The 24156-nt window shown below is 57.2% G+C and carries 24 protein-coding genes and 2 tRNA genes; 11 read left to right on the forward strand and 15 right to left on the reverse strand.

Annotated features, from left to right (window positions below; translation table 11 throughout):
* The first annotated feature begins 18 nt into the window (after positions 1 to 18).
* The 5 genes from argS to scpB all read left to right on the forward strand — a co-directional run bounded on the left by argS (position 19) and on the right by scpB (position 5352).
* Entirely contained in the window at positions 19 to 1764 is a 1746-nt protein-coding gene (argS, locus tag AC4FIA_RS12925; protein ID WP_490366197.1) for an arginine--tRNA ligase, read from the forward strand.
* A 77-nt stretch (positions 1765 to 1841) separates the two neighbouring features.
* The gene (locus tag AC4FIA_RS12930; RefSeq protein WP_490366198.1) at positions 1842 to 2849 is read left to right on the forward strand and encodes an SPOR domain-containing protein; all 1008 of its coding nucleotides are present in this window, start codon (positions 1842 to 1844) and stop codon (positions 2847 to 2849) included.
* Complete coding sequence (locus AC4FIA_RS12935) at positions 2846 to 3859, forward strand: glycoside hydrolase family 3 N-terminal domain-containing protein (RefSeq protein ID WP_490366199.1); 1014 nt, start codon at positions 2846 to 2848, stop codon at positions 3857 to 3859. Before AC4FIA_RS12930 ends, AC4FIA_RS12935 begins: the two co-directional genes overlap by 4 nt.
* Positions 3852 to 4655 carry a segregation and condensation protein A gene (locus AC4FIA_RS12940; RefSeq protein WP_490366200.1) on the forward strand — a complete coding sequence of 268 codons (804 nt, stop codon included), beginning with the start codon at positions 3852 to 3854 and terminating at the stop codon, positions 4653 to 4655. Before AC4FIA_RS12935 ends, AC4FIA_RS12940 begins: the two co-directional genes overlap by 8 nt.
* 4 nt (positions 4656 to 4659) lie before the next feature.
* Positions 4660 to 5352 carry an SMC-Scp complex subunit ScpB gene (gene scpB, locus AC4FIA_RS12945; RefSeq protein ID WP_287476000.1) on the forward strand — a complete coding sequence of 231 codons (693 nt, stop codon included), beginning with the start codon at positions 4660 to 4662 and terminating at the stop codon, positions 5350 to 5352.
* 326 nt (positions 5353 to 5678) lie between these two features.
* Here the strand turns inward: scpB and AC4FIA_RS12950 are convergent, their stop codons facing one another.
* The 8 genes from AC4FIA_RS12950 to AC4FIA_RS12985 all read right to left on the reverse strand — a co-directional run bounded on the left by AC4FIA_RS12950 (position 5679) and on the right by AC4FIA_RS12985 (position 11208).
* Complete coding sequence (locus AC4FIA_RS12950) at positions 5679 to 6755, reverse strand: 2'-deoxycytidine 5'-triphosphate deaminase (protein WP_490366201.1); 1077 nt, start codon at positions 6753 to 6755, stop codon at positions 5679 to 5681.
* Between the two features lie 124 nt (positions 6756 to 6879).
* Positions 6880 to 6956, reverse strand: a tRNA-Pro gene (locus AC4FIA_RS12955).
* Positions 6957 to 7015: 59 nt separating this feature from the next.
* A complete protein-coding gene (locus AC4FIA_RS12960) occupies positions 7016 to 7762 on the reverse strand; it encodes a MerR family transcriptional regulator (protein WP_490366202.1) in 747 nt (248 codons plus the stop codon).
* A 10-nt stretch (positions 7763 to 7772) separates the two neighbouring features.
* Complete coding sequence (gene ihfA, locus AC4FIA_RS12965; RefSeq protein WP_103909913.1) at positions 7773 to 8075, reverse strand: integration host factor subunit alpha; 303 nt, start codon at positions 8073 to 8075, stop codon at positions 7773 to 7775.
* Positions 8076 to 8171: 96 nt separating this feature from the next.
* Positions 8172 to 9143 (reverse strand): beta-ketoacyl-ACP synthase III, encoded by a 972-nt coding sequence (locus AC4FIA_RS12970; RefSeq protein ID WP_490366203.1) that lies wholly within the window; start codon positions 9141 to 9143, stop codon positions 8172 to 8174.
* Complete coding sequence (gene plsX / locus AC4FIA_RS12975; protein ID WP_490366204.1) at positions 9140 to 10243, reverse strand: phosphate acyltransferase PlsX; 1104 nt, start codon at positions 10241 to 10243, stop codon at positions 9140 to 9142. The genes AC4FIA_RS12970 and plsX overlap by 4 nt, the downstream gene beginning before the upstream one ends.
* A gap of 22 nt (positions 10244 to 10265) precedes the next feature.
* Complete coding sequence (gene rpmF / locus AC4FIA_RS12980) at positions 10266 to 10472, reverse strand: 50S ribosomal protein L32 (protein WP_103909910.1); 207 nt, start codon at positions 10470 to 10472, stop codon at positions 10266 to 10268.
* Between the two features lie 166 nt (positions 10473 to 10638).
* Positions 10639 to 11208, reverse strand: a complete 570-nt coding sequence (locus AC4FIA_RS12985) for a YceD family protein (RefSeq protein ID WP_490366205.1) — start codon at positions 11206 to 11208, stop codon at positions 10639 to 10641.
* A gap of 126 nt (positions 11209 to 11334) precedes the next feature.
* Between AC4FIA_RS12985 and AC4FIA_RS12990 the strand changes: the two genes are divergently transcribed.
* From AC4FIA_RS12990 to AC4FIA_RS13005, 4 genes are all read left to right on the forward strand, one after another.
* Positions 11335 to 11763, forward strand: coding sequence for an outer membrane protein assembly factor BamE (locus AC4FIA_RS12990; RefSeq protein WP_490366206.1), 429 nt, complete (start codon positions 11335 to 11337; stop codon positions 11761 to 11763).
* Positions 11764 to 11835: 72 nt separating this feature from the next.
* Complete coding sequence (locus AC4FIA_RS12995; RefSeq protein ID WP_490366207.1) at positions 11836 to 12567, forward strand: GNAT family N-acetyltransferase; 732 nt, start codon at positions 11836 to 11838, stop codon at positions 12565 to 12567.
* Between the two features lie 47 nt (positions 12568 to 12614).
* Entirely contained in the window at positions 12615 to 14441 is a 1827-nt protein-coding gene (locus AC4FIA_RS13000; protein ID WP_490366208.1) for an ABC-F family ATP-binding cassette domain-containing protein, read from the forward strand.
* A gap of 37 nt (positions 14442 to 14478) precedes the next feature.
* Entirely contained in the window at positions 14479 to 15591 is a 1113-nt protein-coding gene (locus AC4FIA_RS13005; protein WP_490366209.1) for an acetoin utilization protein AcuC, read from the forward strand.
* On the opposite strand, the gene AC4FIA_RS13010 is transcribed toward AC4FIA_RS13005, so the two are convergent.
* Positions 15580 to 15653 (reverse strand) — tRNA-Gly (locus tag AC4FIA_RS13010). The genes AC4FIA_RS13005 and AC4FIA_RS13010 overlap by 12 nt on opposite strands.
* A gap of 146 nt (positions 15654 to 15799) precedes the next feature.
* Here AC4FIA_RS13010 and AC4FIA_RS13015 point away from each other — a divergent pair.
* Positions 15800 to 15946, forward strand: coding sequence for a hypothetical protein (locus tag AC4FIA_RS13015; protein ID WP_160006802.1), 147 nt, complete (start codon positions 15800 to 15802; stop codon positions 15944 to 15946).
* A 3-nt stretch (positions 15947 to 15949) separates the two neighbouring features.
* Here the strand turns inward: AC4FIA_RS13015 and AC4FIA_RS13020 are convergent, their stop codons facing one another.
* Positions 15950 to 16594: a response regulator transcription factor gene (locus AC4FIA_RS13020; protein WP_490366210.1), complete on the reverse strand. Its 645-nt coding sequence runs from the start codon at positions 16592 to 16594 to the stop codon at positions 15950 to 15952.
* Between the two features lie 18 nt (positions 16595 to 16612).
* Positions 16613 to 18007, reverse strand: a complete 1395-nt coding sequence (locus AC4FIA_RS13025; protein WP_103909903.1) for a cache domain-containing protein — start codon at positions 18005 to 18007, stop codon at positions 16613 to 16615.
* Between the two features lie 112 nt (positions 18008 to 18119).
* On the opposite strand from AC4FIA_RS13025, the gene AC4FIA_RS13030 reads away from it, so the two are divergent.
* Positions 18120 to 18971, forward strand: coding sequence for an SMP-30/gluconolactonase/LRE family protein (locus AC4FIA_RS13030; protein ID WP_490366211.1), 852 nt, complete (start codon positions 18120 to 18122; stop codon positions 18969 to 18971).
* A 13-nt stretch (positions 18972 to 18984) separates the two neighbouring features.
* Here the strand turns inward: AC4FIA_RS13030 and AC4FIA_RS13035 are convergent, their stop codons facing one another.
* The 4 genes from AC4FIA_RS13035 to AC4FIA_RS13050 form a co-directional block, all read right to left on the reverse strand.
* The gene (locus AC4FIA_RS13035) at positions 18985 to 20616 is read right to left on the reverse strand and encodes an alpha-D-glucose phosphate-specific phosphoglucomutase (RefSeq protein WP_490366212.1); all 1632 of its coding nucleotides are present in this window, start codon (positions 20614 to 20616) and stop codon (positions 18985 to 18987) included.
* A 134-nt stretch (positions 20617 to 20750) separates the two neighbouring features.
* Positions 20751 to 21710 carry a glucokinase gene (locus AC4FIA_RS13040; RefSeq protein WP_490366213.1) on the reverse strand — a complete coding sequence of 320 codons (960 nt, stop codon included), beginning with the start codon at positions 21708 to 21710 and terminating at the stop codon, positions 20751 to 20753.
* A gap of 3 nt (positions 21711 to 21713) precedes the next feature.
* A complete protein-coding gene (locus AC4FIA_RS13045; protein ID WP_490366214.1) occupies positions 21714 to 23036 on the reverse strand; it encodes a GH1 family beta-glucosidase in 1323 nt (440 codons plus the stop codon).
* An 11-nt stretch (positions 23037 to 23047) separates the two neighbouring features.
* Complete coding sequence (locus AC4FIA_RS13050; protein ID WP_490366215.1) at positions 23048 to 24073, reverse strand: LacI family DNA-binding transcriptional regulator; 1026 nt, start codon at positions 24071 to 24073, stop codon at positions 23048 to 23050.
* Positions 24074 to 24156: the final 83 nt, after the last annotated feature.

Genomic DNA, 24156 nt, shown 5'->3' on the forward strand with positions numbered 1-24156 from the left:
ATGATGTGAGGACACGACATGAACCTCTTTGCCCAGATCCGCAGCCTGGTGCTGACCGCGGTTGAAGAAATGCAGAAAGACGGCAGCCTTCCTGAGGGGCTGAACCTTGCGCCCATTACGGTCGAGCCGCCGCGCGATCCGTTGCATGGTGATATGGCGACGAATGCTGCGATGGTGCTGGCAAAACCCGCCGGTCAAAAGCCGCGCGATATCGCTGATGCACTGGTGGCCAAGCTTGCTGCAGACGACCGTATCACCACTGCCGAAGTGGCGGGGCCGGGGTTCATCAATCTGCGTCTGGATGGGGCGGTCTGGCAGGACGTGACTAAGGCGGTTCTGGATCAGGGCGCGGAATACGGCCGTTCTGATATGGGCGCGGGGCAGAAGGTGAATGTCGAATACGTGTCGGCAAACCCGACCGGTCCTTTGCATGTCGGTCATACACGTGGCGCTGTGTTCGGTGATGCATTGGCGTCGCTTCTGCAATTCGCAGGCTACGACGTTACGCGCGAATACTACATCAACGACGGCGGTGCGCAGGTCGACGTCCTCGCACGGTCTGTGTACCTGCGCTACCTTGAGGCGCACGGTCGGGATGTTGAATTCGCGGATGGCACCTATCCGGGCGATTACCTTGTGCCGGTCGGCGAAGCGCTGAAAAACATGGTCGGCGATGAATACGTCGATCAGCCGGAAGACGTCTGGCTGGAAAAAGTGCGCACTTTCGCGACCGATCAGATGATGGACCTGATCCGTGAAGATCTGGCGCGTTTGAATGTGACCATGGATCACTTCTTTTCCGAGAAGTCGCTTTACGGCACAGGCCGCATCGAAGCAGCGATTGACGATCTGAAAGGTAAGGGTCTGATCTATCGCGGCACGCTTGAGCCGCCCAAAGGCAAGCTGCCCGAAGATTGGGAGCCGCGTGAACAGACGTTGTTCAAATCCACGGACTACGGCGACGATGTTGACCGCCCGATCATGAAGTCGGACGGCAGCTGGACCTATTTCGCACCGGATATCGCCTATCACTACGATAAGCTCACCCGTGGTTTTGATGCCTTGATCGACGTCTTTGGCGCCGATCACGGTGGCTATGTGAAGCGGATGAAAGCGGCGGTTGCGGCACTGTCCGAAGCCAAAGTTCCGGTCGACATCAAACTGTGCCAGTTGGTGAAGCTTTATAAAAACGGCGAGCCGTTCAAAATGTCCAAGCGGGCAGGGACGTTTGTTACCCTGCGGGATGTCGTGGACGAGGTCGGCTCGGACGTGACGCGTTTCGTGATGTTGACGCGCAAGAACGACGCGCCTTTGGACTTCGACTTTGAAAAGGTTCAGGAACAGTCCAAGGACAACCCTGTCTTCTACGTCCAATACGCCCATGCCCGTGTGCATTCGGTTCTGCGTAAGGCGAAAGAGGCGGGCATTGACGTGTCGATCCCGACATTGGCCGCAGCGGACCTGAGCAACCTGTCCCATGAGGCCGAGGTCAACGTCGCCAAGAAACTGGCGGAATGGCCGCGTCTGGCAGAGATTGCGGCGCGTACGCACGAACCGCATCGTGTGGCCTTCTACCTGTATGAACTTGCCTCCGACTTCCACAGCCTGTGGAACCGTGGCAACGATGAGGTGTCGCTGCGCTTCCTGCAGGATGGCGATGCCGCAACCAGCCAAGCGAAAATCGCGCTGGCACAGGCCGTCGCGGTTGTTATTTCCGCAGGTCTTGGTATTTTGGGCGTCAAACCGGCAGAAGAAATGCGTTAAAAAACGCCAGCGCCGGTCTGAAATCGAGCAGGCATATGGTGGATCGCGTCGCGGTCCGCTGTAGGAGTAGGGCAGGCATGGCAGACTACTATCGCACTGATAACGCGCCCGCAGCCGCAACCAGCGGCGTGCGGCGTTTGACGAACCTTGCTGGCGCAGGGGTATCGTTGGCGCTGATCGTGGGCGTCGGCATCTGGGGAACCGAACTGGTGATGCGGGACGTCAGCGGCGTACCGGTTGTACGCGCCGCAGAAGGCCCCATGCGCATTGCACCGGAAAACCCAGGTGGTCGCCCGGCGGATCACCAAGGTTTGGCCGTGAACGATGTGGCCGGAAGCGGCACAGCCGCCGCGCCTGCAGATACATTGCGACTTGCACCGCAAAGCGCTGGCCTGACCGAAGAAGATATGGCCGTTGCGGAACTGCGTCAGCAAACCCAGCAGATCGAACGTATCCAGCCCGCCTCGGCTCCGACCGAAGAGGCCGTCGACTCAACACTGCCCAGCATGATGGAACTGACCGGCGCGGATGATGCCGAGAAGTTGCTTCAGGCATTGGCTGATCAAATCGCCGGAGATGCGCAACCGTTTACGCCCTTGGCTAAGGTCGAGGAAGAGGCCGATCCTGTGGTGATAGCGGCCTTGGCGGCCAACGACGTTGTCGAAGAACCGGCTGCGCAACCCGTAAAGGCGATTATTCCTGCAGATGTTGCAGGCGTCGCCAAGTCTTTGCGCCCGATCCGCCGTCCGCAAGGGCTCCAGACGGCATCGCTCTCTGCGCCCGCAGCACCAGTTGCGACGGGTACAAAAGAGCTTGACCCCGCTGCGCTTCCCAAGGGAACGCGTCTGGTGCAGCTTGGTGCCTTTGACAGTGTCGAGGTCGCACGTTCCGAATGGACCCGTCTACAGGGCCGCTTTGGGGATTATCTGGAAGGCAAAGATCGTGTGATCGAAAAGGCCAGCTCGGGCGGCAAGATTTTCTATCGCCTCCGTGCCCATGGCTTTGACGACATGTCGGATGCCCGCCGTTTCTGTGCTGCGTTTGTGGCCGGCAAGGCGGACTGCATTCCGGTGGTCACACGATGACCCAGCCGCGTTTCGGGGCGGCAATCCTTGGATGTGAGGGGCTTTCGGTAAGCCAAAGCGAAAAGGCGTTCTTTCGGGATGCCAATCCGTTGGGCTTTATCCTGTTTGCGCGCAATCTTGAAACAGCCGATCAGATACGGGCGCTGACAGACGGTCTTCGCTCGAGTGTCGGCTGGCAAGCCCCTGTTTTCATTGATCAAGAAGGCGGTCGCGTCCAACGTCTACGCCCACCCTTGGCGCGCGAATGGCCCGCGCCTTTGGATCATGTCGAAGCGTCGGGAAAAAACGCAGAGCAGGCCATGTACCTGCGCTATCGTATCATTGCGGCGGAGCTTCTGTCGCTCGGGATCGATGGCAATTGCGCGCCCATGCTGGACATCGCCCGCGATGGGACGCATCCGTTTCTGCGCAACCGGTGTTATGGCACCGATCTGGATCAGGTTGTTCGCATAGGTCAGGCAGTTGCCAAGGCCCATCTGGACGGCGGCGTTTTTCCGGTCGTGAAACACATTCCGGGACATGGTCTTGCGCAGATGGACAGCCATCTGGAACTGCCGCGCATTTCACTGCCCGCAGATGAGCTTTATGCAACCGATTTCGCGGCCTTTAAACCTTTTGCGGATCTGCCCTTTGGCATGACCGCCCATCTGGTGTACGAGGCGCTGACAGACGAACCGGCGACAACCAGCAAAATGATGATCGATTTGATCCGGAACGAGATCGGGTTCAAAGGGTTCATCATGACCGACGATATCTCGATGGAGGCGCTGTCGGGTACCGTTGCCGAACGCGGGGCCGCTTCCATTGCCGCGGGCTGTGATGCCGTTCTGCATTGCAACGGCCATCTGGACGAAATGATCGCCCTTATGGACCAGATCGGCGTTATGTCTGATGCGGCGCAAGCCCGCGCAGAACAGGCGCTTAATGCCCGTAAAACCGCACCACAGGTTGACATTGACGATCTGACGGCCAAGCTATCCGCGCTTGAAGAGAAGCGCGTGGATGACTGAGACACAGGACAACCTACCATTAGATACCGTCAGCGTCGCCGAACGGCTTGAGGCCGAGGCGCTGATCGTTGACGTGGACGGTTTTGAGGGACCTCTTGACCTTCTTCTGATGCTGTCACGGTCGCAAAAGGTCGATCTGCGCAAAATCAGTGTTCTGGAACTGGCGCGTCAGTATCTGAGCTTTGTCGAGAAAGCTAAAGAACTGCGGATCGAACTGGCCGCCGACTATCTGGTGATGGCCGCTTGGTTGGCGTTCCTGAAATCACGTCTGTTGCTGCCGCCCGATCCAACCGAGGAAGGCCCGTCAGGCGAAGAACTGGCCGCGCATCTTGCCTATCAGCTGGAACGCCTTCAGGCGATGCGCGATGTGGCGGCGCGGCTTATGGGGCGCGATCAGAAGGGCCGCGATTTCTTTGTGCGCGGCATCCCTGAAAAGATGCAAAGCGTGCGAAAGGTCAAATACACAGCAACCCTGCTGGACCTGATGCAGGGCTATGCCCGCATCCGCACCAAAGACGAATTCCGCCCCTTCATTCTGGACCGCGACCGTGTCTTTACGATGGAGCAGGCGCTGGAACGTTTGCGCGGTATGATCGGTTTTGCGGGGACTTGGACGGATATCGTCAGTTATTTGCCCGACGGCTGGGGCGACGACCCTGTGATGCGCCGCTCGGCCACTGCTGCGACTTTCGCGGCCTCTCTTGAGCTGGTGAAAGAGGGCAAGGCCCAAATCAAACAAGAAGAAATGTTTGCCCCGATCATGGTACGGCGCGCTGAGCGCAAATCGGAAAGCTAGAGTTATGAACGACGACGATTTGTCCACCACAGAAAGCGAAGAACGTCAGCCGATCGAAAATGACAGCCTGTTCGACGCACCGCCAATGGGCGAACAGGAACGGATGGTCGAAGCGATCCTCTTTGCCTCTGCCGAACCCCAAACCGTAAAAGACCTGAACGACCGGATGCCCCACGGCTGCGACGCGGCCGAGGCGTTGGTACATCTGCGCAAGCGGTATGAGGGCAGGGGCGTGAACGTGGTTAAAGTGGGTGATGCTTGGGCCATTCGCACAGCACCCGATCTTGGTTTCCTGATGCAAAAGGAAACGGTCGAGGTGCGCAAGCTTAGCCGTGCGGCCATCGAAACGCTGGCGATTATTGCCTATCACCAGCCCGTCACGCGCGCCGAGATCGAAGAAATCCGAGGCGTGTCTGTCAGCCGCGGCACAGTAGACCAGCTTCTTGAGATGGAGTGGATCCGCTTTGGCCGCCGCCGGATGACGCCAGGCAGACCTGTGACCTTCGTTGTGACCGAAGAATTCCTTGATCATTTTGGTCTTGAAAGCGCGCGGGATCTACCGGGCTTGCAAGAGCTTCGTGCTGCGGGCCTGTTGGACAATCGCCCGCCTCCGGGCGCGATCCCGACGCCGGGCGAAGGGGATGTGGATTCCGAGGAAGAAACGTCAGAGGGCCAGTCCGAGATGTTCGAAGACTAAGGCCAGAAAATTCCGGCGTTTTTGCCAGTTTTCGGCGCAATTGTCTGTCAGACAGAGCCGAAAGAAAACTCCAAGAGGCAGATCATGAACGCAAATGGCTTGATCAATATGGTTGTTCGTATGGTTTTGGGGCGTGTCATTCGTCGTGGCATTGATGCCGGCTTTAACCGGTTCACGCGTAAGCCTGAGGGAAATCAAACAGCGCCTCAGCCTCCACAGCAGGCGGCGGTTTCGCCACACCACGAACGCCGCGCGCAAAGCGGTATTGCCCAAGCGCAACGTGCCTTGGCGTCGCGTCGAAACTCTAGATAACTAGCTGGCTTTTATTAACTTTTGAAATGTTTGGACAGTTTCAGGCCTTGGCCCTGATAGTTGGATGCAATGCCAGCGCCGTACAGTTGCGCGGGCATCTCGTCCATACGTTCGTAAACCAGACGACCAACCACCTGACCGTGTTCCAGAACAAACGGCGCTTCATGGCAGCGAACCTCTAGAACACCGCGTGATCCATGGCCGCCTGCTGCGGCATGGCCAAAGCCTGGATCAAAGAAGCCCGCATAATGCACGCGGAATTCACCTACCATTGCCAAATAGGGCGCCATTTCGGCGGCGTATTGCGGCGGGATATGCACCGCTTCGCGGCTGACAAGGATGTAGAAGGCATCGGGATCAAGAATGATCTGTCCGTTCGTTGTGCGCAGTTCTTCCCAGAAATCGGCAGGATCGTATTCGCCGATCCGGTCCAGATCGATGACACCTGTGTGCGGCTTGGCGCGGTAGCCCACCAGATCGGTGCCTTCGGGTTTCAGATCAACCGAGAATCCCAGACCGTCTCCGATAACAGCAGGACCACCGGACACCAGCGTATCGCTTTCATGCAGCGCGGTCAGTTCTTGATCGGTCAAAACAGATTGACCGTTGCGGAACCGGATCTGGTTCAGGCGCATGCCGGGGCGCACGAGCACCGAGAATGAACGCGGACAAATCTCGGCATACAGCGGACCTGTGTAGCCTTGGGCAATGCGGTCAAATTCGGCACCACCATCGGTGATGGTGCGTGTCAGCAGGTCCAGACGACCGGTCGAACTTTTGGCGTTAGCGATGGCCTGAATGCCGTCGGGCAGGGCGAGGCTTTCCATCAAGGGCACGACGTAAACACAGCCCTTTTCCAGAACCGCACCATTCGTCAGGTCGATCCGGTGCATTTCGAATTCTTCGATACGCTCGGCCACTGTCTGGCCTTCGGGCGCAAGAAACGACGCGCGGACACGATAGGCGACATTGCCCAAACGCAAATCAAGGCTGGCCGGTTGGATCTGACCGTCGACCAAAGGCTGCGCGACCGTGATGGCGCCTTTCGCGATCATGTCTTCGATTTGCTGGCTCGCAAGTACTCCGGCCATATCAACCCCCGTGACGTTTGGTTTTGACTTCCTAGCAAGGGTTTGGGGGCAAGTGGAATAACAAACACCACATCCACGCAGAAAAGCCTGCGCTTATGGCGATTTTCCAGCAAGTCGGTGAAAATGGTCGGGCTAGCAGGACTCGAACCTGCGACCTTCCGTCCCCCAGACGGACGCGCTACCAGGCTGCGCTATAGCCCGACTTGTGCTGTGTGTCATAGCGGTTTTGCCAGCGGTCGCAACCCCTTGGTTGCTAGAATTTAGACACTCGCTGACGAATTATCGTGTTGCAGCTTTGATTGCAGTTCCTGAACAAAGGGCGCGATTTGGCTTGCCTTGTTCGGGCTCAGCTTAGTGATGCGTGCGGCAAGGCTTAGAACACCGGAAGTGGGGGCCTCGGACATGGATGTCGAATCAGGAAGGGCTGCGGGCGCCGCTTCTGGTGTGTCATCCTCGACCACCTGAACATCGTCGTCTGCTTTCGTATCTGCAAACATATCGCCGAACAAATCGGGTTGCAGGCTGTCCTCGCCGGTGGGCGTTTCTGTATCTTCCGAAGATGTCACAACTTTTTCAGCGGCGACTTCTGTGCGCTGGAACGGAACTACGTTGGGTTCCGGCTGGCTCATTTCCGCGAAGGGAGCTTCGTCCACTTCGGGCTTATCTGCCGCATTATCCAGACGTGCGGGCGTGTCGCCTGCGTCATTCAGCGGTGTCGCTGTGTCGTCTGCTTCCAAAGGCTGGGACAATGCTGCGACCGCTTTGATACCTTTGTCCGAAAGCACCTTTTGCGCGCCTTTGATGGTCAGGCCATCGTTGTGCAACAGCTGTTTGATGCCGCCCAAAAGCAGCATGTCGGAAGGACGATAATAACGACGGCCTCCAGCGCGCTTTACCGGTTTCACTTGGGAAAACTTGCTTTCCCAGAACCGCAAAACATGCGCTGGCGTATCAAGCCATTCCGCCACCTCACTGATTGTTCGGAAGGCGTCGGGCGATTTACTCATTCAGTTAGCCTCAGCTTTTGTTGCCGTCCGCAACGCGATCTTTCATCAAATGAGACGGCCGGAATGTCAGGACGCGGCGGGGCTGAATAGGTACTTCTTCGCCGGTCTTCGGATTACGACCCACGCGGGCAGCTTTGGATCGTACCGAAAATGTTCCAAACGAAGAAATCTTGACCTGTTCCCCACGCACAAGTGCGTCGGACATATGTTGCAGAACGGATTCTACCAGATCTGCGCTTTCATTTCTGGACAGGCCCACTTCACGAAACACAGCTTCGCTAAGGTCCATCCGCGTCAGGGTTTTCTCACCCATGTCTCCAAATCCCTATGCTTTTAGGAAGCATAGGCCGAGCGAATTTTCCGAGTCAATATCAATGGGTTGGCGACCGCATTTTCCGTGGCCTTTTGCTTACCAGCGAATGACCACAGCACCCCAGGCAAGTCCGCCACCTATGGCTTCTGTCACCACCAGATCGCCAGTTTTGATCTGACCGCGCTCTTTGCCGACCGATAGGGCCAGAGGAATGGACGCGGCAGATGTGTTGCCGTGATCCTGAACCGTGACAACCACCTGTTCCATCGGCAAACCAAGTTTTTTGGCAGTGCCCTGAATGATGCGGATGTTGGCCTGATGCGGGACCACCCAATCGACATCGTCACTGGTAAGCCCTGCGTTTTCAAGGGCTTGCGATGCAGTCTGCGCCAGTTTCTCAACCGCGTGGCGGAAAACTTCGCGGCCTTCCATCTTAAGATGTCCAGTTGTCTGCGTAGACACGCCACCGTCGACATACAGGATATCGCGATGGCGACCGTCCGAGTTCAGATCGGTCGACAGAACGCCGCGATCGTCCGTTGTTCCTTTACCTGTCTGACCCTCAAGGATCAGCGCGCCAGCACCGTCGCCGAACAAAACGCATGTGGATCTGTCGGTGTAGTCCAGAATGCGGCTGAATGTTTCGGCACCGATCACCAGAACGCGTTTTGCCTGACCGGACAGAATCAGCGCGTTGGCGTTTGTCAGGGCAAAGACGAACCCTGCACATACCGCTTGGACGTCAAATGCAAAGCCGCGGGTCATGCCAAGCTTTGCCTGCACCATGGTTGCGGCCGAAGGGAAGGTCAGGTCGGGTGTCGACGTTGCAACGATGATTGCGTCGATGTCGTCCGCGTTCAGACCAGCGTCATCCAGCGCGTTCTGCGCTGCTTTTGATGCAAGATCCGATGTGGTTTCACCGTCCGCTGCAAAATGTCTGCGTTCGATTCCTGAGCGCGCGCGAATCCATTCATCGCTGGTCTCAAGGCTTTGTTCGAATTCCGAGTTCGGGACGACCCGTTCAGGAAGATAGTGGCCACAGCCCGTAACCACAGCTCGGAGTGTCATATTGCAGGTCCGTTCGTTTCATTTTCACTGACATCCTGTGCCCGCTCGGCGGCGGATGCAACCCGTGCTGCAATCCGATCGGTAAATCCGGTCTGTGCGAGCTGGAATGCCAGTTTAACCGCAGCCGAAACGCCCGTGGCATCCGCTGCTCCGTGGGATTTCACCACAGTTCCGTTAAGGCCCAGAAAAACACCGCCATTTACACGACGCGGGTCGATGCGTTTTTTCAGACGCTTCAACGATGTCAGGGCCAGAAGAGATGCGACGCGGGACATGAAGGAATAGGCAAAAGCCTGCTTCAGGAAATCACTGATAAGGCTTGCTGTGCCTTCACCGGTTTTCAGGGCGATGTTGCCTGTAAAGCCGTCTGTGACAATGACGTCGCATTTATTACCGGGAATATCGCCACCCTCGACGAAACCGACAAATTCGAAATGCCCATCCTCGGCAATGTCGCCGATCAACTCGTGGGCTTCTTTCAGTTCAGCACGGCCTTTGTGTTCTTCCGTGCCGACGTTCAAAAGACCCACACGCGGGTTTTTCAGGTTCAGACCGTTCCGGGCATAGGACACGCCCATCAGCGCATATTGCAGCAGGTCTTCTGCATCCGCGCGGATGTCAGCGCCCACATCCAGCATCACGTTAAACCCTTGCGGGTTCCGCGAGGGCCAGAGAATCGCAATAGCAGGGCGGTTCACGCCTGGCAGTTTGCGCAGCCGGATCATCGACAGCGCCATAAGCGCGCCGGTGTTGCCACAACTGACCGCAACTGTCGCTTCGCCCTGACGGACCGCTTCCAGCGTGGACCACATCGAGGTGTCCTTGCCGCTGCGCATGACCTGACTGGGCTTGTCATCCATGCTGACAACACCAGAGGCGTCGCGAATATCGCAACGGCCGGTCAGTTCGCTTTTCTTGGCGACAAGCGGTTCAAGCTGATCTTTTGGACCATGCAGAATGAACCGGATTTCCGGGTTCTTTTCTGCGGACAAAGCAATACCGGCGACAACAGCCGCCGGTCCTTGATCTCCGCCCATGGCGTCGATCGAAAGTACAACCGGGTTTTCGCCCGCCTTCATGTGATCCCGTTCAGAGGTCATGGAAGTGGGCCTTGACGGTTGTTTATGCTGCGTCTTCGTCCAGATCGATTTCGTCGTTCTGTGCAACGACTTCGCGTTCCGCGTAATGGCCGCAGGACGGGCATACGTGGTGCGGGCGCTTCAGTTCGCCACAGTTGTCACATTCGTTCGGGTTCGCTGCGACGAGCGCATCATGCGCACGACGGTTGTTGCGACGCGATTTGGATACTTTGTTCTGTTGGACGGCCATGTCTCAACCTCAATTTAAGCGTGTCGGGGCATGGCACACATGCCCTATGTCTTGGATTGTTCGGGCACATACGCTGGTAGGCGTGGCTCTGGCAACCCTGAATCTCGTGAAGGCGCGAAAATACGTATCGTTTTCTTGAACGCAAGGGGGTAATTTGCGTTTCGCCTTAATCTTTTTGCCCATCCGGGTCGGAAAGTTTGTCCCGAAGTGCGGCCAAACCGGCAAATGGCTTGGTTTCTTCGTCTTTTATCGGTTCTGCACCCTCAGGGATCGCGCTGATGTTGGACAGTTCGGCATCTGCTGCGCGGGGATAATCAGGGATCGCGATCGCCAAAGCTTCGATCATGACGCCGTAGACGTCGATATCGGTCCCCAGTTCCTCGATACTGTCGTCTTCGGGAATCTCAGTCTCGCTGCCTTCTGTCGGGGTATGCAGCTGGGCCGGCGGCACAAATGTGCGCAAGACATCAGAATCAATTCGCGTCGTGACTGGTGTAAGTGTGACGACGCAGGGCTGGACGACAGTCGCACCCAATTTCCCGTTCAACCTCCATCCGCGTTTGCCCAATGGCGCGATCTGGCCCGAGAACGTTAGCTTTTTAATGGATGTTGCATCCAGTTCTGTGGCGACCGTAGCCCTGTCTTCTGCGGACAACGGCAGATCAAATTTGGTCGCATGGGCTTGTGAAAGGTCGGCGACCCTGAAAACCTTGGGCGAATGGGCACGTTCAGTCATTTTCCAGAGCGTTCCTTTACTTGATCGAATGTCTGTCCTTCTGTAAGCGGGATAGAAGGCAATAGAAGCCGAAACAAGAGGGGCGGGAACTTGGGCAAGGCAACAATGCGCAAAAGCAGTGTTTTGATGGCGTTGGCAGTATCGACGGCCATTCTGGCCGGGTGCACAGCACAATATCGCAATCACGGATATGTTCCGCCCGAAGAAGATCTTCAGCAAATCGTACCGGGCGTGGATACACGCGCCACTGTCGAAGAACTGATCGGTGTGCCGACAACATCCGGCGTCCTAAGCGAGAGCGCCTATTATTACGTAGGTTCGACCGTCAAACATTTCGGCCCCAAAAAGCCCGAGATCGTCGACCGCACGGTTTTGGTCATTTCGTTCGATGAAGCGGACGTTGTGGCCAACATCGAAGAATTCGGACTGTCCGACGGGATGGTTGTTCCGATTTCCAGCCGTGTCACGACATCCGGCAGCAACATCGGCCTGATCCGCAAACTGTTCGGCAACATCGGACAGCTGAGCGCGGATACGCTTCTTGGCGGCGGCTAAACCGTGATAATGTCATGTTTCTGATAGCATCGTGATGTAGCGATGCTGACGATACAGGGCAGGAGTACGGCCATGCTAGGGTTGGCGAAGGGGCGTTACAGCGCCAGACTTGCCCGTGAAGATCGCGATCTTGAGACCGCCCAGCGACTAAGGCATCTGGCTTTTCGCGGCAGTGAGGGCATCGACAGTGATGTGTTCGATGCTGTCAGTGATCATGTGATTGTCGAGGACGTCTCGAACGGTACGATTGTCTGCTGCTTCCGCATGATGCCCTTCAAAGACGGTGCCTTGATCCAGTCCTCCTATTCCGCGCAGTTCTATGAATTGTCGGCATTGGAGCGGTTTAAAGGCCCGATGGTTGAAATGGGCCGGTTTTGCATCCATCCGGATTACCGCGATCCTGATATCCTGCGCGTCGCATGGGGGGCTATGACCTCATATGTGGATGACAACGGGGTCGAGCTTTTGTTTGGCTGCGCGTCCTTTGCTGGGACGGACGCGGCCAGCTATGCGGATGCCTTTGCGATGTTGAAAGCAAAACACCTTGGTCCGAAACGCTGGCTTCCCGAGATCAAGGCGCCGAATGTGTTTCGCTATGCTTCGCGGTTGCGACGCAGACCGGATGCCAAAAAGGCCATGTTGCGGATGCCGCCGCTGCTACGGACCTATCTGTTGATGGGGGGGTGGGTCAGTGATCATGCGGTGATCGACACCGACATGAACACGCTCCATGTCTTTACAGGCGTCGAGATCGGGCGCATTCCGCCGGAACGCAAACGGCTGCTACGCGCGGTTCTGGCCTGATCACAGCGCCTCTTGCTGTTGTCACGCGCTCCTGCCATATCGCGGGCATGGCACAGATACCTCTTCTTCAGCTTTCTGATATCTCTCTGACCTTCGGCGGAAATCCCGTTTTCGATGGCTTGTCTTTGATCGTGCACCAAGGCGACCGTGTCGCGTTGGTCGGGCGAAACGGTTCCGGCAAATCGACGCTGCTTAAGGTCATGGCCGGACTGGTCGAACCGGATCGCGGCGAACGGGTCGTGCCGCCGGGGATTACCGTCGGGTATATGGAGCAGGACCCTGATCTGAAAGGCTTTGAAACGCTGGGCGACTATGCCGCCGAAGGCCTTGATCCGGGCGAGATGTACCGCGTTGAACGCGCCGGCGAAGGCCTGAAGTTCGATCCCGCACGGCCTGTGTCCACGGCATCCGGAGGTGAACGTCGTCGGGCGGCTTTGGCGCGTATGTTGGCGCGTGATCCGGATTTGATGCTGTTGGACGAACCGACAAACCATCTGGACATCGAGGCGATCAATTGGCTGGAAAGTGAATTGAAAACAACGCGCAAGGCCTTTGTCCTCATCTCGCACGACAGGCGCTTTCTGACCGAACTGACACGTGCCACGCTCTGGGTGGATCGTGGCGAAGTCCGCCGTCAGGAGCAGGGTTTCAGCGGGTTCGAAGCATGGCGCGATAAGGTCTGGGCCGACGAAGACATGCAGCGCCACAAGCTTGATCGCAAAATCAAGTCCGAGGCGCGTTGGGCCGTCGAAGGCATCAGCGCACGCCGGAAGCGGAACCAAGGTCGCGTTCGCGCCCTTCAGGATCTGCGCAAGGAACGGTCCTCGATGATCCGCCGTCAGGGCACGGCCGCGATGGAACTGTCCGCCGGCCCGACCTCGGGCAAAAAGGTGATCGAGGCTGTGGGTCTGTCCAAAGCCTATGGCGATAAGGTCATCGTCAAAGATTTCTCGCTGCGCGTTCAGCGTGGGGATCGCGTGGGCTTTGTCGGCCCGAATGGCGTGGGTAAGACAACGCTTTTGCGGATGTTGATGGGGCAGGAAGCGCCTGACAGTGGTGAAGTCTCGCTGGGTACGAACCTGATGCCCGCAATTTTCGATCAGTCGCGTGCCCAGCTTGATCCTGACATGACCCTTTGGGAATCGCTGACCGGTGATCCGGAAATGCGGGTATCAGGGAAAGCGGATCAGGTTCTGGTGCGTGGCCAGCCCAAACATGTGGTCGGCTACCTGAAGGAATTCCTGTTCGACGAACGTCAGGCCCGTGCGCCTGTCCGGTCTTTGTCGGGCGGTGAAAAGGCGCGACTGCTGCTGGCCAAGATCATGGCCAAGGAATCAAACCTTCTGATCCTTGACGAACCGACCAACGATCTGGACGTCGAAACGCTGGACCTGTTGCAGGATTTGATCGGGGAATATGATGGCACTGTCGTGCTGGTCAGCCACGACCGTGATTTTCTGGATCGTACCGTCAGCACAACCATCGCGATGGAAGGCGATGGCAAAGCCACCGTTTATGCCGGTGGCTGGAGCGATTATCAGGCCCAGCGCGCCGAGACGAAGAAGGCCGAAACGCAGGATAAATCCGCCAAGTCCAAAGATCCGGTGGAAGAAAAACCGAAAGCCAAACCGGCCAAGCCCAAGGGCCTCAGTTTCACTGAAAAGCACCGGCTTGAAGCCCTTCCGGCAGAAATCGAACGTCTTGAGGCCGAGATTGGCAAACTGAATGAACTTCTGGGTGATCCCGAGCTGTTCACGCGCGAGCCGGTCAAATTCCGCAAAGCGACCGAAGCCTTGGCTGAACGGCAGACCAAGCTAGATGCCGCTGAAATGGAATGGCTCGAGCTTGAGGAAAAGGCCGCAGAGGCGTCTTGATCCACTAGGCGCGGTCTGGGGATAGGCGGACGGTGCCATGACGGAATTGTTCATCGGATCAAACATCTATCGCGGTTCCAGCTATGGGCCGCTACATCCGTTGTCCATTCCGCGCGTGCCAGTGGTGATCGATCTGTCACGGGCGCTAGGCTGGCTTTCGCCGGAACGGTACCGAACTTCGCCGATGGCCAAACCCGTGGCTTTGGAACGGTTTCACACGCCCGCGTATGTGGATGCGTTACTGTCTGCGGAGAAAGAGCAATCTGTTTCCGAGGCGACACGGACGCGCCACCATTTGGGCACTCTGTCCAATCCGGTTTTCACCGAAATGTATCGCCGACCTGCGACGGCTGTGGGTGGTGGCCTGCTGGCCGCGGAACTGGTTGCAGCTGGCGGTGTCGTGTTCAATCCCGGGGGCGGGACCCATCACGGGATGGCGGATCGGGCAGGGGGATTCTGTTATCTGAATGAACCCGTCCTCACGATCCAACGGCTGCTAGAGCTTGGCTGTCAGCGTGTGGCCTACGTCGATATCGATGCACATCACTGTGATGGCGTGGCTGAAGCATTTTACGGCGCGGACAATGTGCGGATGGTGTCTGTCCATGAAGCCAATCGCTGGCCGTTCACAGGCGGCATCGATGATGATGCAGGCGGGGCAGCGCTCAATCTTCCGGTGGCGCGTGGGTTCAATGACACTGAATTCGATCTGGTTCTGGATCAGGTCATCCTTCCAGCCCTCCAGTCGTTCAAACCCGACGCGATATTCCTGCAATGCGGGGCAGATGCGGTAAGCGAAGACCCTTTGGCGCGCCTGACGCTATCAAATCAATGTCACGTCAAAACCGTGCGCGCCCTACGGCCACTGGCCCCGCGCTTGGTGGTGTCGGGCGGTGGGGGATATAATCCGTGGACAGTGGGCCGTGCATGGACCGCCGTTTGGGCCGAAATCGCTGGGTTCGAGGTGCCGGATGTTTTGCCGTCAGAGGCGTCAGACATCCTTCGCGCTCTATCGTGGCCGCGGAAAGCCAAACCGGATCACACGCTGCTGACAACGCTTTTGGATGCGCCGCGGAGCGGGCCGATCCGCGACGACATAAGGCGCGATGTAGCCGTGCTTTCAGAAAGATTGAAAGGGTGGAGCGGGTAACGGGAATCGAACCCGTAACAAGAGCTTGGGAAGCTCGTGTGATACCTTTTCACCATACCCGCGCAGGCCAATCCATAGCAGCGAACGCGCGCGGTTCACAAGCAGGATCGCACAGCTTGTGTTTCATTTGCGCGCATACATGTGAATTGCCTGAATGACCAACTCGGGGCAAACTAAACGCATTGGTTCAATATGACAGGAGGGCCAAATGCATATTTCCAGACGCCGAGATTTTGGCCTGATCAAAGCCGCCATTCTGGTCGCGTTGATGGTCGTTGGACAGATGCTGAGCGGCAGCATCGCAGGCGCTGATAATGCCAGCGTTGCATTCTTGGATGCCTTCAAACTCTGCTAAGACCTAGCTGTTGACACCGGTCCCCTGAAGCACACCGTGTTCCAGCGCATAACGGGTCAGGCCTGCGGTCGAGCTGATGCCAAGCTTGCGCTTGATGTTCTTGCGGTGCGTTTCGACGGTTCGCACGGAAATGTCCAATGCGTTCGCGACGTCCTTGTTCGACATGCCTTGGGCAAGTTGCAGCAGGATCGTCTGTTCGCGGTTGGTCAGCTGTTCACGGGTATCGCTGGCAGTCGGTTCCAACGAACCTTGGGCGCCCGTACATAGATACCGCTGGCCGGACATCACAGCATCGATGGCATGCTTGATTTCCTCGGTGGGGACGTCTTTCAAAACGTACCCTTTGGCCCCATGGCTTAGCGCGGTCGAGATGTATTCGGGGCTGTCGTGCATGGACAGGATCAGAATGCGCGTTTCTGGACGCCGCTCAAGCAGCATTTCCGTCGCTGACAGGCCCGACAGGCCGGGCATGTTCAAATCCATCAGGATCACATCCGGCGACAGATCATCGATGCGGTCGATGATTTCCTTACCGTCAGACAGCGTGGCTACGACCGAGATGTCGTCGTAACATTCCAGAATGGCTTCGATCCCTTCGGCGACCATAGGATGGTCGTCAACGATGGCAACGCGGATCGGAGTGGTCATGTGCCGTTCCTTCAAGCTTTATGGTTCAGGGGGCAACAAGTGCGTCAATGGCACCCGCGCTTCAATAGTAGTGCCGTTGGCACTGGATTTCACGGTCAGTGTCCCGCCCAATTGATCAACGCGTTCTTGCATATTGCGCAGACCAATCCCAGAGCGAGCTTTGCGGTTTTCGGCCTTGGGCATGCCTTGGCCATTGTCGGAAATCCGCAAGGTTGCACCGCGTGTGTGGCCGCGCAAATCGATGTTGACCATGGTCGCTTGTGAATGACGTTCGACGTTGGTCAGCGCCTCTTGAGCGATGCGGTAAAGGGCGATCCGTGCCTCTTGGTCCAGACGGTTGCGGAAGACAACGGTTTCGAACTTCGTTTCAATATTGGTGCGGGCGCGGAAATCATCGGCCAATGCCTTGATCGCCGGACCAAGTCCCAGATCATCCAGCACGCCCGGACGCAAGTCGCGCGAAATGCGGCGGACTTCCTGAATGGCGCCTGACAGGTTGTCGATGCCTTTATCCAGCGTCTCGGCCGCACGTTTGTCTTCGTTGGTCACGCGGCGTTTGGCGATATCGAGCGAATATTTCACGCCGACAAGAATCTGGCTGATACTGTCATGCAATTCGCGCGCAACGCGGCCCCGCTCTTCTTCCTGCGCATCAAATACCCGCTGTGTCAGTTCACGCAGCTTTGCATCAGCGAGCTTCTTTTCATGTATGTTCAGCAAAAGGCCGGACATAAATACCAACAACAGCGAAAACGCCGTGATGGCACCGATATAGATAAATGTGCGCCGGATACGTGCCTCCATATCAGCCCGGGCGGCTGCGACCGATGACACAACGTCATCGATGAACACACCGGTGCCCACGGCCCACTGCCAAGAAGGGAAAGACGTCACATAGGTGATCATCCGCGCTTCTTTGCCGGTTGATGGTTTGGGCCAGAGATATTCGTGATAGCCAGCGCCCTGACGCGCGATGCGGATCAGTTCATCAACGATCGGTGTGCCTTCGCTGTCAGTCATGCCGGTCCAATCCTTGTTGATCAGATTGGTCTGGCGCGGGCTGACGATGTTGGTACCGTCATAGTCGTAGACAAAGAAAAAGCCTTCATCGCCATAGATCATCGCGGCAAGGATTTGTTTGACCTGTTCCTTGGCGGCCTCATCATCCGGCGCTGCGTTGCCGTAGATGAAATAGAACCCGTTGCGTGCCTGCGTGACGTAGTTGCGCAGTTCGGCCTTTTTGGCTTCCAGCAACTGTGTCTCAAGGCTTCGGATTTCGCGTTCTGCGAGGGATCGGGATTGGTTGGCAACGACCAATGCGATGGCGGCTGCCGCTAGGATCAAAGGGACCGCTGCCAGAAGGAAAAGCTTCTGGCTATAGCGTATCTGGATGCCTTCGATGATCCTCCTCATGCCTTTGGACTAACCGATAAAAAACAAATCCGGAAGCACCCAGAAATACGGATGGATTTGCACTGGTCTTCCCGTGCCGCCTGCGTCAGTCTGCCGCAAAACAGGAGGGGCCATGTCACACACCGTATTCAGCGACACATACTGCACCTTGGGCGAGGGTCCATTGTGGCATCCCGATCAACAGGCGCTGTTCTGGTTCGATATCCTGTCCCACAAACTGTATCGCCGTGGCGATCACGGTGAAACGGTGTGGACGTTTGATCGCCCCGTTTCCGCTGCGGGCATCATCGACAAAGACCGCCTTCTGGTGGCCAGTTCCCGTAACCTGTTCATCTTTGACACAGCCACGGGCGAGGAAACCCATGTTCTACCGCTGGAGGCAGATAATTCTGTGACGCGTTCGAACGACGGGCGTGCGGATCCGTGGGGCGGTTTCTGGATCGGGACAATGGGGTTCAACGCCGAGGACGGCGCGGGGGCGATCTACCGATATTTCGAAGGCAAGCTGACTTTGCTTTTCGATAACATCACGATCTCGAATGCCATCTGTTTTGCCCACGACAAATCCTGTGCCTATTTCACAGACAGCCCGACCTATGTTGTTATGAAGGTGGCGTTGGATGAAAACGGCTGGCCTGTGGGTGAGCCGGAACCATTTCTTGATCTGAACGAGGCGGGGACAAAACCCGACGGTGCGGTCATAGACGCCGACGGACAGTTCTGGAGCGCCCAGTGGGGATCAAGCCGCGTCGCGTGCTACTCGCCCGAGGGCCAGTTTGTGACGGCCTTCGGTTTGCCTGCGGCACAAACCAGTTGTCCGGCGTTCGGCGGGCCTGATTATTCGACGCTTTTCGTGACGTCGGCAGGTGTTGATACGGGCGATGACGATCCCATGGCGGGATCGACCTTCGCGATCGAAACCAGCTTTCGCGGCATGCCTGAATATCGCGTCTTAATCGACTGATATTTAGGTATAATCAGGTGATAACGTCGGGTTTTTCGCGCCCCGTACGTTTCGCGATTTCGCCCACAGACTGTGCCACATCAATGATAGACGCCAAGGCCTTTTGCGGGTCTTGGCCCATCTTGGATGGATCGGTTTCGACCTGTTCCAGATAGACACGCAAGGTCGCGCCTTCGGTGCCTGTCCCGGACAACCGCATTACGATGCGTCCACCCGATGCAGTGGTTAAACGCAGCCCTTGGCCTTCGCTGCGCGACCCATCAACCGGATCGTCATAGGCAAATTCATCGGCCGTTTCGATGGTTTCTCCGGCGATTGTTGTGCCGGGCAGCGTTTCCAGTTGATCGCGGATCGACGCAACAAGGTCGTTGGCTGCACTGCTATCCACGGCCTCGTAATCATGGCGGGAATAATAGTTGCGGCCATAGGTGGCCCAGTGATCCTTCATCAGATCAGCAACCGAAGTCTTTCGTTTGGCAAGGATGTTCAGCCAGAACAGCACCGCCCAAAGCCCGTCTTTTTCACGCACGTGGTCAGACCCCGTGCCTGCGCTTTCTTCACCGCAAAGCGTCACGCGGCCATCGTCCAGCAGGTTGCCGAAAAACTTCCATCCCGTGGGCGTCTCGTAGCATTCGATGTTCAGGGCTTTGGCCACACGGTCCACTGCGCGGGATGTGGGCATCGATCGCGCCACGCCGGCCAAACCCTTGGCATAGGCCGGAATGCAGATGGCGTTTGCTGCTAGCACGGCAAGGCTGTCAGACGGGGTGACATAGCAGTGACGCCCCACGATCATGTTCCGGTCGCCGTCGCCGTCCGACGCCGCGCCAAAGTCCGGCGCATCGGGGCCCATCATTTCGTCCATCAATGTTTTGGCCCAGATCGGATTGGGATCGGGGTGACCGTTGCCGAAATCGGGTGAGGGCGTGCCATTAACCACGGTACCCTCTGCCGCGCCAAGGCGGCCTTCCAGAATGGCTTTGGCATAGGGGCCTGTCACCGCGTGCATCGCGTCAAACCGCATGCGGAAGCCGGATTTGAAGAGCGCAGAGAGAGCATCGAAATCAAAAATGCCTTCCATCATTTCGGCGTAGTCCGCGACCGGATCGACGACCTCGATCTCCATATCGGCCAAATTCGTCGTGCCGATCTGGTTCAGGTCCACATCCTGCGCTTCGATGATGTCGTAGCCTGTGATTTCCTTGGTTGCTGCAAAAATCCGGTCGGTTGTTTTTTCATTCGCGGGGCCACCGTTTGCGGCATTATACTTGATCCCGAAATCGCCGTTGGGGCCACCGGGGTTGTGGCTGGCAGACAGGATGATGCCGCCATCTGCCTTGCGTTTCCGGATCAGGTTCGAAGCCGCAGGGGTGGAAAGTAGGGCGTTCTGGCCGACGATCACTTTGGTCGCCCCAGAGGCTGCGGCCATGCGCAGAACGACATGTGCCGCACGGTCGTTGAAGTATCGCCCGTCGCCGCCCAGAACCAGCGTTTTGCCCTTTACGCCGCCGATACCCGTCCAGATCGACTGCACGAAGTTTTCCAGATAGTGCGGCTGCATGAAAACGGTGGTCTTCTTGCGAAGGCCGGACGTCCCGGGTTTCTGACCGTCGATAGGTTTGGTCTGGATACGGGTGATCGTCATGGCGGCTCCTGCAAGCTGTTATTTCTGCTTTGCTTCTGTGTGCCGTGAAATGTCGCGAAATCAAAGGGTCAAGCGCGCGGAACCGCGCCATAGTCGGGAACTATTGCGAAAAAGTGCCGGATTGGTGGGCGCTCTTAGTGGCGGAGTTCTTCCAGATGGCAGGCGCAGCCGGTGAGTGCAGCATAGTCGTTGGCGACCAGATGCACGGGGAATTGCGCCATGAAATCTGTAAAGCGGCCCTTGGCGGCAAAGGCCTTGCCGAAGGTGTCCATGGTCAGGTGCGGCGCAAAATGCTGGGCAACGCCACCACACAGATAAATCCCGCCAAGGGGCAGGGTGATCAGCGCAAGATCGCCCACATACCCACCCAAGATACGCGAAAATGTCTGAACGGTTCGCATTGCAAGCGGGTCGCTGTGAACGGACGCCATGATATCAGCGGCAGAGCGTTCTTCGTTCTGGCCAGCCTCGTGGCTGATCCATGCATAGATTCGTTCAAAACCACGGCCGGACAGGACATCTTCGATGCCGGGTTCAGGATGCTTGCGGGCAATGAAATCGTGCAGGCGCAACTCTTCTTCGCTGCGCACTGGCAGCGATACGTGGCCGGATTCAGATGCGGGAATGACGGTGCTATTGCCGACGCTGTAGATCGGCGCGGCGTTCAGGCCCGTTCCCACACCGACTACCAGTTTGGGCGCGTCTGTCTGGATGCTTTCGCGTGGCAGGATCGGCACCAGATCATTACCGCTAAGCGATGCCAGCGCGTGGCCTTGTGCCTGCAGGTCATTCAGAACTGCCACGCGGCCCGCGCCTGTCGCGCGCGCGATCACGTCGCGGTCGATGGCCCAGTCGAGGTTGGTCAAACGGCCAACGCCGTCGCGAACCGGACCAGCCATCGCAACGCAAGCCGCATCAGGGCTGACGTCGTTCTGGCCCAGATAGTCCGTCAGGATTTGCGTCAGTCCGGTCTGGCTGGCGTTTTTGTAGCGCTTGATCGAGGTCTCGACGATGTCATGCCCCTTGGCGATGGCAACGCGGGTGTTGGTCCCGCCAATATCGGCGACAACTGCTGTTTGGGGCGTGTGCGACATGGTCTAGGTCCTCAATGCCTTTGAAAGCGCGTGGTAAGAGGCTTTGGGCGTGCGTTCAAGGCTTTCAAAGTCGACGTGGACCAATCCAAAGCGTTTTTCGTAGCCTAATGCCCATTCATAGTTGTCCAAAAGCGACCAGACAAAGTAGCCTTGAACCGGAACGCCGTCTGCTTTTGCCTGACGCACCGCATCAAGATGGAGATCAATGAATTCCATGCGATGTGTGTCGTCTATCGTATCACCGATCAGATCGTCCGAGGCCGCCATGCCGTTTTCAGTCACGAACAGTGGCAGGTCGCCGGTGTATTCATCCGCGGTGCGTTTCAGGAAGTCATAGAGTCCTTGCGGATAGATTTCCCAGTTCATGAAGGTTTTCGGAAGTGGGCCTTCAACGGTTTTCACGCCGGGCCAAGGGCCACTGTCAGGCGCCATGACGCTGCGGGTGTAATAATTGATACCGCACCAGTCGACGGGGCTTTGAATGATCGGAAAATCGTGCTGCCAGTTCTTGGGAAGGTGTTCTTCAATCCCATCTAGGATGATCTCGGGGTAGGAACCCTTAAAGACCGAATCCAGAAAGAACCGGTTGTAATAACCGTCATGAAGCTCGGCCGCGCGTTTTGCGGCAACGCTGTCATCTGCCGGTGTTGCCCATTCCAGATTGAACACGGCCCCAAGATTCTCGTGACCTTGTGCACGAAGCGCCTGAATTGCTGTGCCATGCGCCTTCAACGCATGGTGCATCGCGCGGGCCGTGGCGCGGATGTCGCGATGACCGGGTGCGTGATGGCCCAGAAAGTGGCTCAGCCACGTGACACACCAGAATTCATTGATCGTCGCGATGGAATGCATCCGGTCGCCAATGCGATCCATGATGATGGTGGCAAAGTCGGCAAACCAGTTTGCGACATCGGGGTGGGTCCAGCCGCCAAGATCAGATAGGGCCGATGGCATTTCCCAATGATACAGCGTGACACAGGGTTTGATGCCGCGTTCCAGCATCGCGTCTGTCAGGCGGTCGTAATAGTCCAGACCTTCCTGATTGATCGTCCCGCGACCCTCGGGCAGAACGCGCGCCCAGCTGGTGGAGAAGCGGTATGCGTCAAAGCCAGCATTTCGAACAAGATCGAAATCTTCGTCAAACCGGTGGTAATGGTCGCAGGCGCGGGCCCCGTTTTCGCCGCGCACCACATTGCCCGGCGTGGCGGCGAATGTGTCCCAATGGGTCGGTCCGGCGCCGCCGAATCCGTGGCCTTCGATCTGATAGCTGGACGTCGCGACGCCAAACAGGAAATCGTCAGCAAAATCAGAGCGTTTATTGCGCATCTTTATGTCCGTCAAAAAGGGGCAGGGCCGGTGGACCCGCCCAGGATCATGTCAGCCTCAAGCAAGTGCTGTTTCGGTGTGTCGCTGGGATTGGCGATCATATCCAGCAACATATCCGCACCCTGTCTTCCTGCTTCACGCACGGACGACCGAGTCGCGGTAAAGATCGGCACGTCGCCGCCATTGCGCAGGTAGCCGAGGTCATCGTCATGGGTGATGATCGACACATCGCGCCCCATGACAAGGTTCCGGTCCTGAAGCGCACGCCTGACACCCAAAGCAACGACAAGTGAGGACGTCAGAAACGCCGTGGGCGGCTCTGGCAGATCCAGCATCTTCATCGCGTTGGAATACCCGTGTTCTTCCGTCATTTCGCCGCCCGCGATATAATCGTGGTTCGGCTTGATGCCCGCGGATTCCAGAGCGGTCAGATGTCCGAGCTTCCGGCGATGGGCGAAGTCCATAAACTCAAGACCGTTGATCAGAGCGATGCGTTTGTGGCCGAGCGTAATCAGGAACTCTGTCGCGCGGCAAAACGCACGGAAGTTGTTCATATCGATCCACGAATAGGGGGTCGTGACATCAGTCGCCCGACCGTGGACCACAAAGGGCAATTCCAGTTCGTTCAGAAGTTCGATACGACTGTCGTGCATCCTGGGGCCGTGTACGATGATGCCGTCTACATTCCCGCGCGCTTTGATAGTGCGGTAATGCTCTTCTTCCTTGCCGTCTTCGACCAAGGAGAGCATCAGATCGTATCCAGATGCCAGAAAGCTTTCGGCAGCGCCGGTTACGAAATCGCCGAAAACGGGGTTCACCATTTCATGTTTTTTCGAAAGCGGAATCACATGACCGACCGTCATGGTGCGCCCGGTAGCAAGGCTTTTGGCGCGACCGTTCGGGGTGTAGTTATTCGCCCTCGCGGCGGCCTCGACACGCAGGCGCGTTGCTTCCTTGACCTCCGGGTAGCCGTTTAGGGCACGACTAACCGTGGTTTGTGACAGGTTCAGGTGCTCTGCGAGTTCTTTCAGGTTCATACTGGCTTTCAAAGCGCTTTCAAAAACTCATTAACATTTGGCACAGTTGCCAAGGTGTTGGAAGCCCATTTTTCGCGCAACCC

The organism is Thalassococcus sp. (assembly GCF_982780845.1).

Bases quoted from the DNA above. Each gene is read 5' to 3' on its own strand.
- AC4FIA_RS12995 (WP_490366207.1), top strand. From the start codon at position 11,836: ATGCTAGGGTTGGCGAAGGGGCGTTACAGCGCCAGACTTGCCCGTGAA.
- plsX (WP_490366204.1), bottom strand. From the start codon at position 10,243: ATGACCTCTGAACGGGATCACATGAAGGCGGGCGAAAACCCGGTTGTA.
- AC4FIA_RS12970 (WP_490366203.1), bottom strand. From the start codon at position 9,143: ATGACACTCCGAGCTGTGGTTACGGGCTGTGGCCACTATCTTCCTGAA.
- AC4FIA_RS13000 (WP_490366208.1), top strand. From the start codon at position 12,615: ATGGCACAGATACCTCTTCTTCAGCTTTCTGATATCTCTCTGACCTTC.
- AC4FIA_RS12950 (WP_490366201.1), bottom strand. From the start codon at position 6,755: ATGGCCGGAGTACTTGCGAGCCAGCAAATCGAAGACATGATCGCGAAA.
- AC4FIA_RS13035 (WP_490366212.1), bottom strand. From the start codon at position 20,616: ATGACGATCACCCGTATCCAGACCAAACCTATCGACGGTCAGAAACCC.
- argS (WP_490366197.1), top strand. From the start codon at position 19: ATGAACCTCTTTGCCCAGATCCGCAGCCTGGTGCTGACCGCGGTTGAA.
- AC4FIA_RS13050 (WP_490366215.1), bottom strand. From the start codon at position 24,073: ATGAACCTGAAAGAACTCGCAGAGCACCTGAACCTGTCACAAACCACG.
- AC4FIA_RS12985 (WP_490366205.1), bottom strand. From the start codon at position 11,208: ATGACTGAACGTGCCCATTCGCCCAAGGTTTTCAGGGTCGCCGACCTT.
- AC4FIA_RS12960 (WP_490366202.1), bottom strand. From the start codon at position 7,762: ATGAGTAAATCGCCCGACGCCTTCCGAACAATCAGTGAGGTGGCGGAA.
- AC4FIA_RS12990 (WP_490366206.1), top strand. From the start codon at position 11,335: ATGGCGTTGGCAGTATCGACGGCCATTCTGGCCGGGTGCACAGCACAA.
- AC4FIA_RS13005 (WP_490366209.1), top strand. From the start codon at position 14,479: ATGACGGAATTGTTCATCGGATCAAACATCTATCGCGGTTCCAGCTAT.
- AC4FIA_RS12935 (WP_490366199.1), top strand. From the start codon at position 2,846: ATGACCCAGCCGCGTTTCGGGGCGGCAATCCTTGGATGTGAGGGGCTT.
- AC4FIA_RS13030 (WP_490366211.1), top strand. From the start codon at position 18,120: ATGTCACACACCGTATTCAGCGACACATACTGCACCTTGGGCGAGGGT.
- AC4FIA_RS12940 (WP_490366200.1), top strand. From the start codon at position 3,852: ATGACTGAGACACAGGACAACCTACCATTAGATACCGTCAGCGTCGCC.
- AC4FIA_RS13025 (WP_103909903.1), bottom strand. From the start codon at position 18,007: ATGAGGAGGATCATCGAAGGCATCCAGATACGCTATAGCCAGAAGCTT.
- AC4FIA_RS13040 (WP_490366213.1), bottom strand. From the start codon at position 21,710: ATGTCGCACACGCCCCAAACAGCAGTTGTCGCCGATATTGGCGGGACC.
- ihfA (WP_103909913.1), bottom strand. From the start codon at position 8,075: ATGGGTGAGAAAACCCTGACGCGGATGGACCTTAGCGAAGCTGTGTTT.
- rpmF (WP_103909910.1), bottom strand. From the start codon at position 10,472: ATGGCCGTCCAACAGAACAAAGTATCCAAATCGCGTCGCAACAACCGT.
- AC4FIA_RS13045 (WP_490366214.1), bottom strand. From the start codon at position 23,036: ATGCGCAATAAACGCTCTGATTTTGCTGACGATTTCCTGTTTGGCGTC.
- AC4FIA_RS13020 (WP_490366210.1), bottom strand. From the start codon at position 16,594: ATGACCACTCCGATCCGCGTTGCCATCGTTGACGACCATCCTATGGTC.
- AC4FIA_RS13015 (WP_160006802.1), top strand. From the start codon at position 15,800: ATGCATATTTCCAGACGCCGAGATTTTGGCCTGATCAAAGCCGCCATT.
- scpB (WP_287476000.1), top strand. From the start codon at position 4,660: ATGAACGACGACGATTTGTCCACCACAGAAAGCGAAGAACGTCAGCCG.
- AC4FIA_RS12930 (WP_490366198.1), top strand. From the start codon at position 1,842: ATGGCAGACTACTATCGCACTGATAACGCGCCCGCAGCCGCAACCAGC.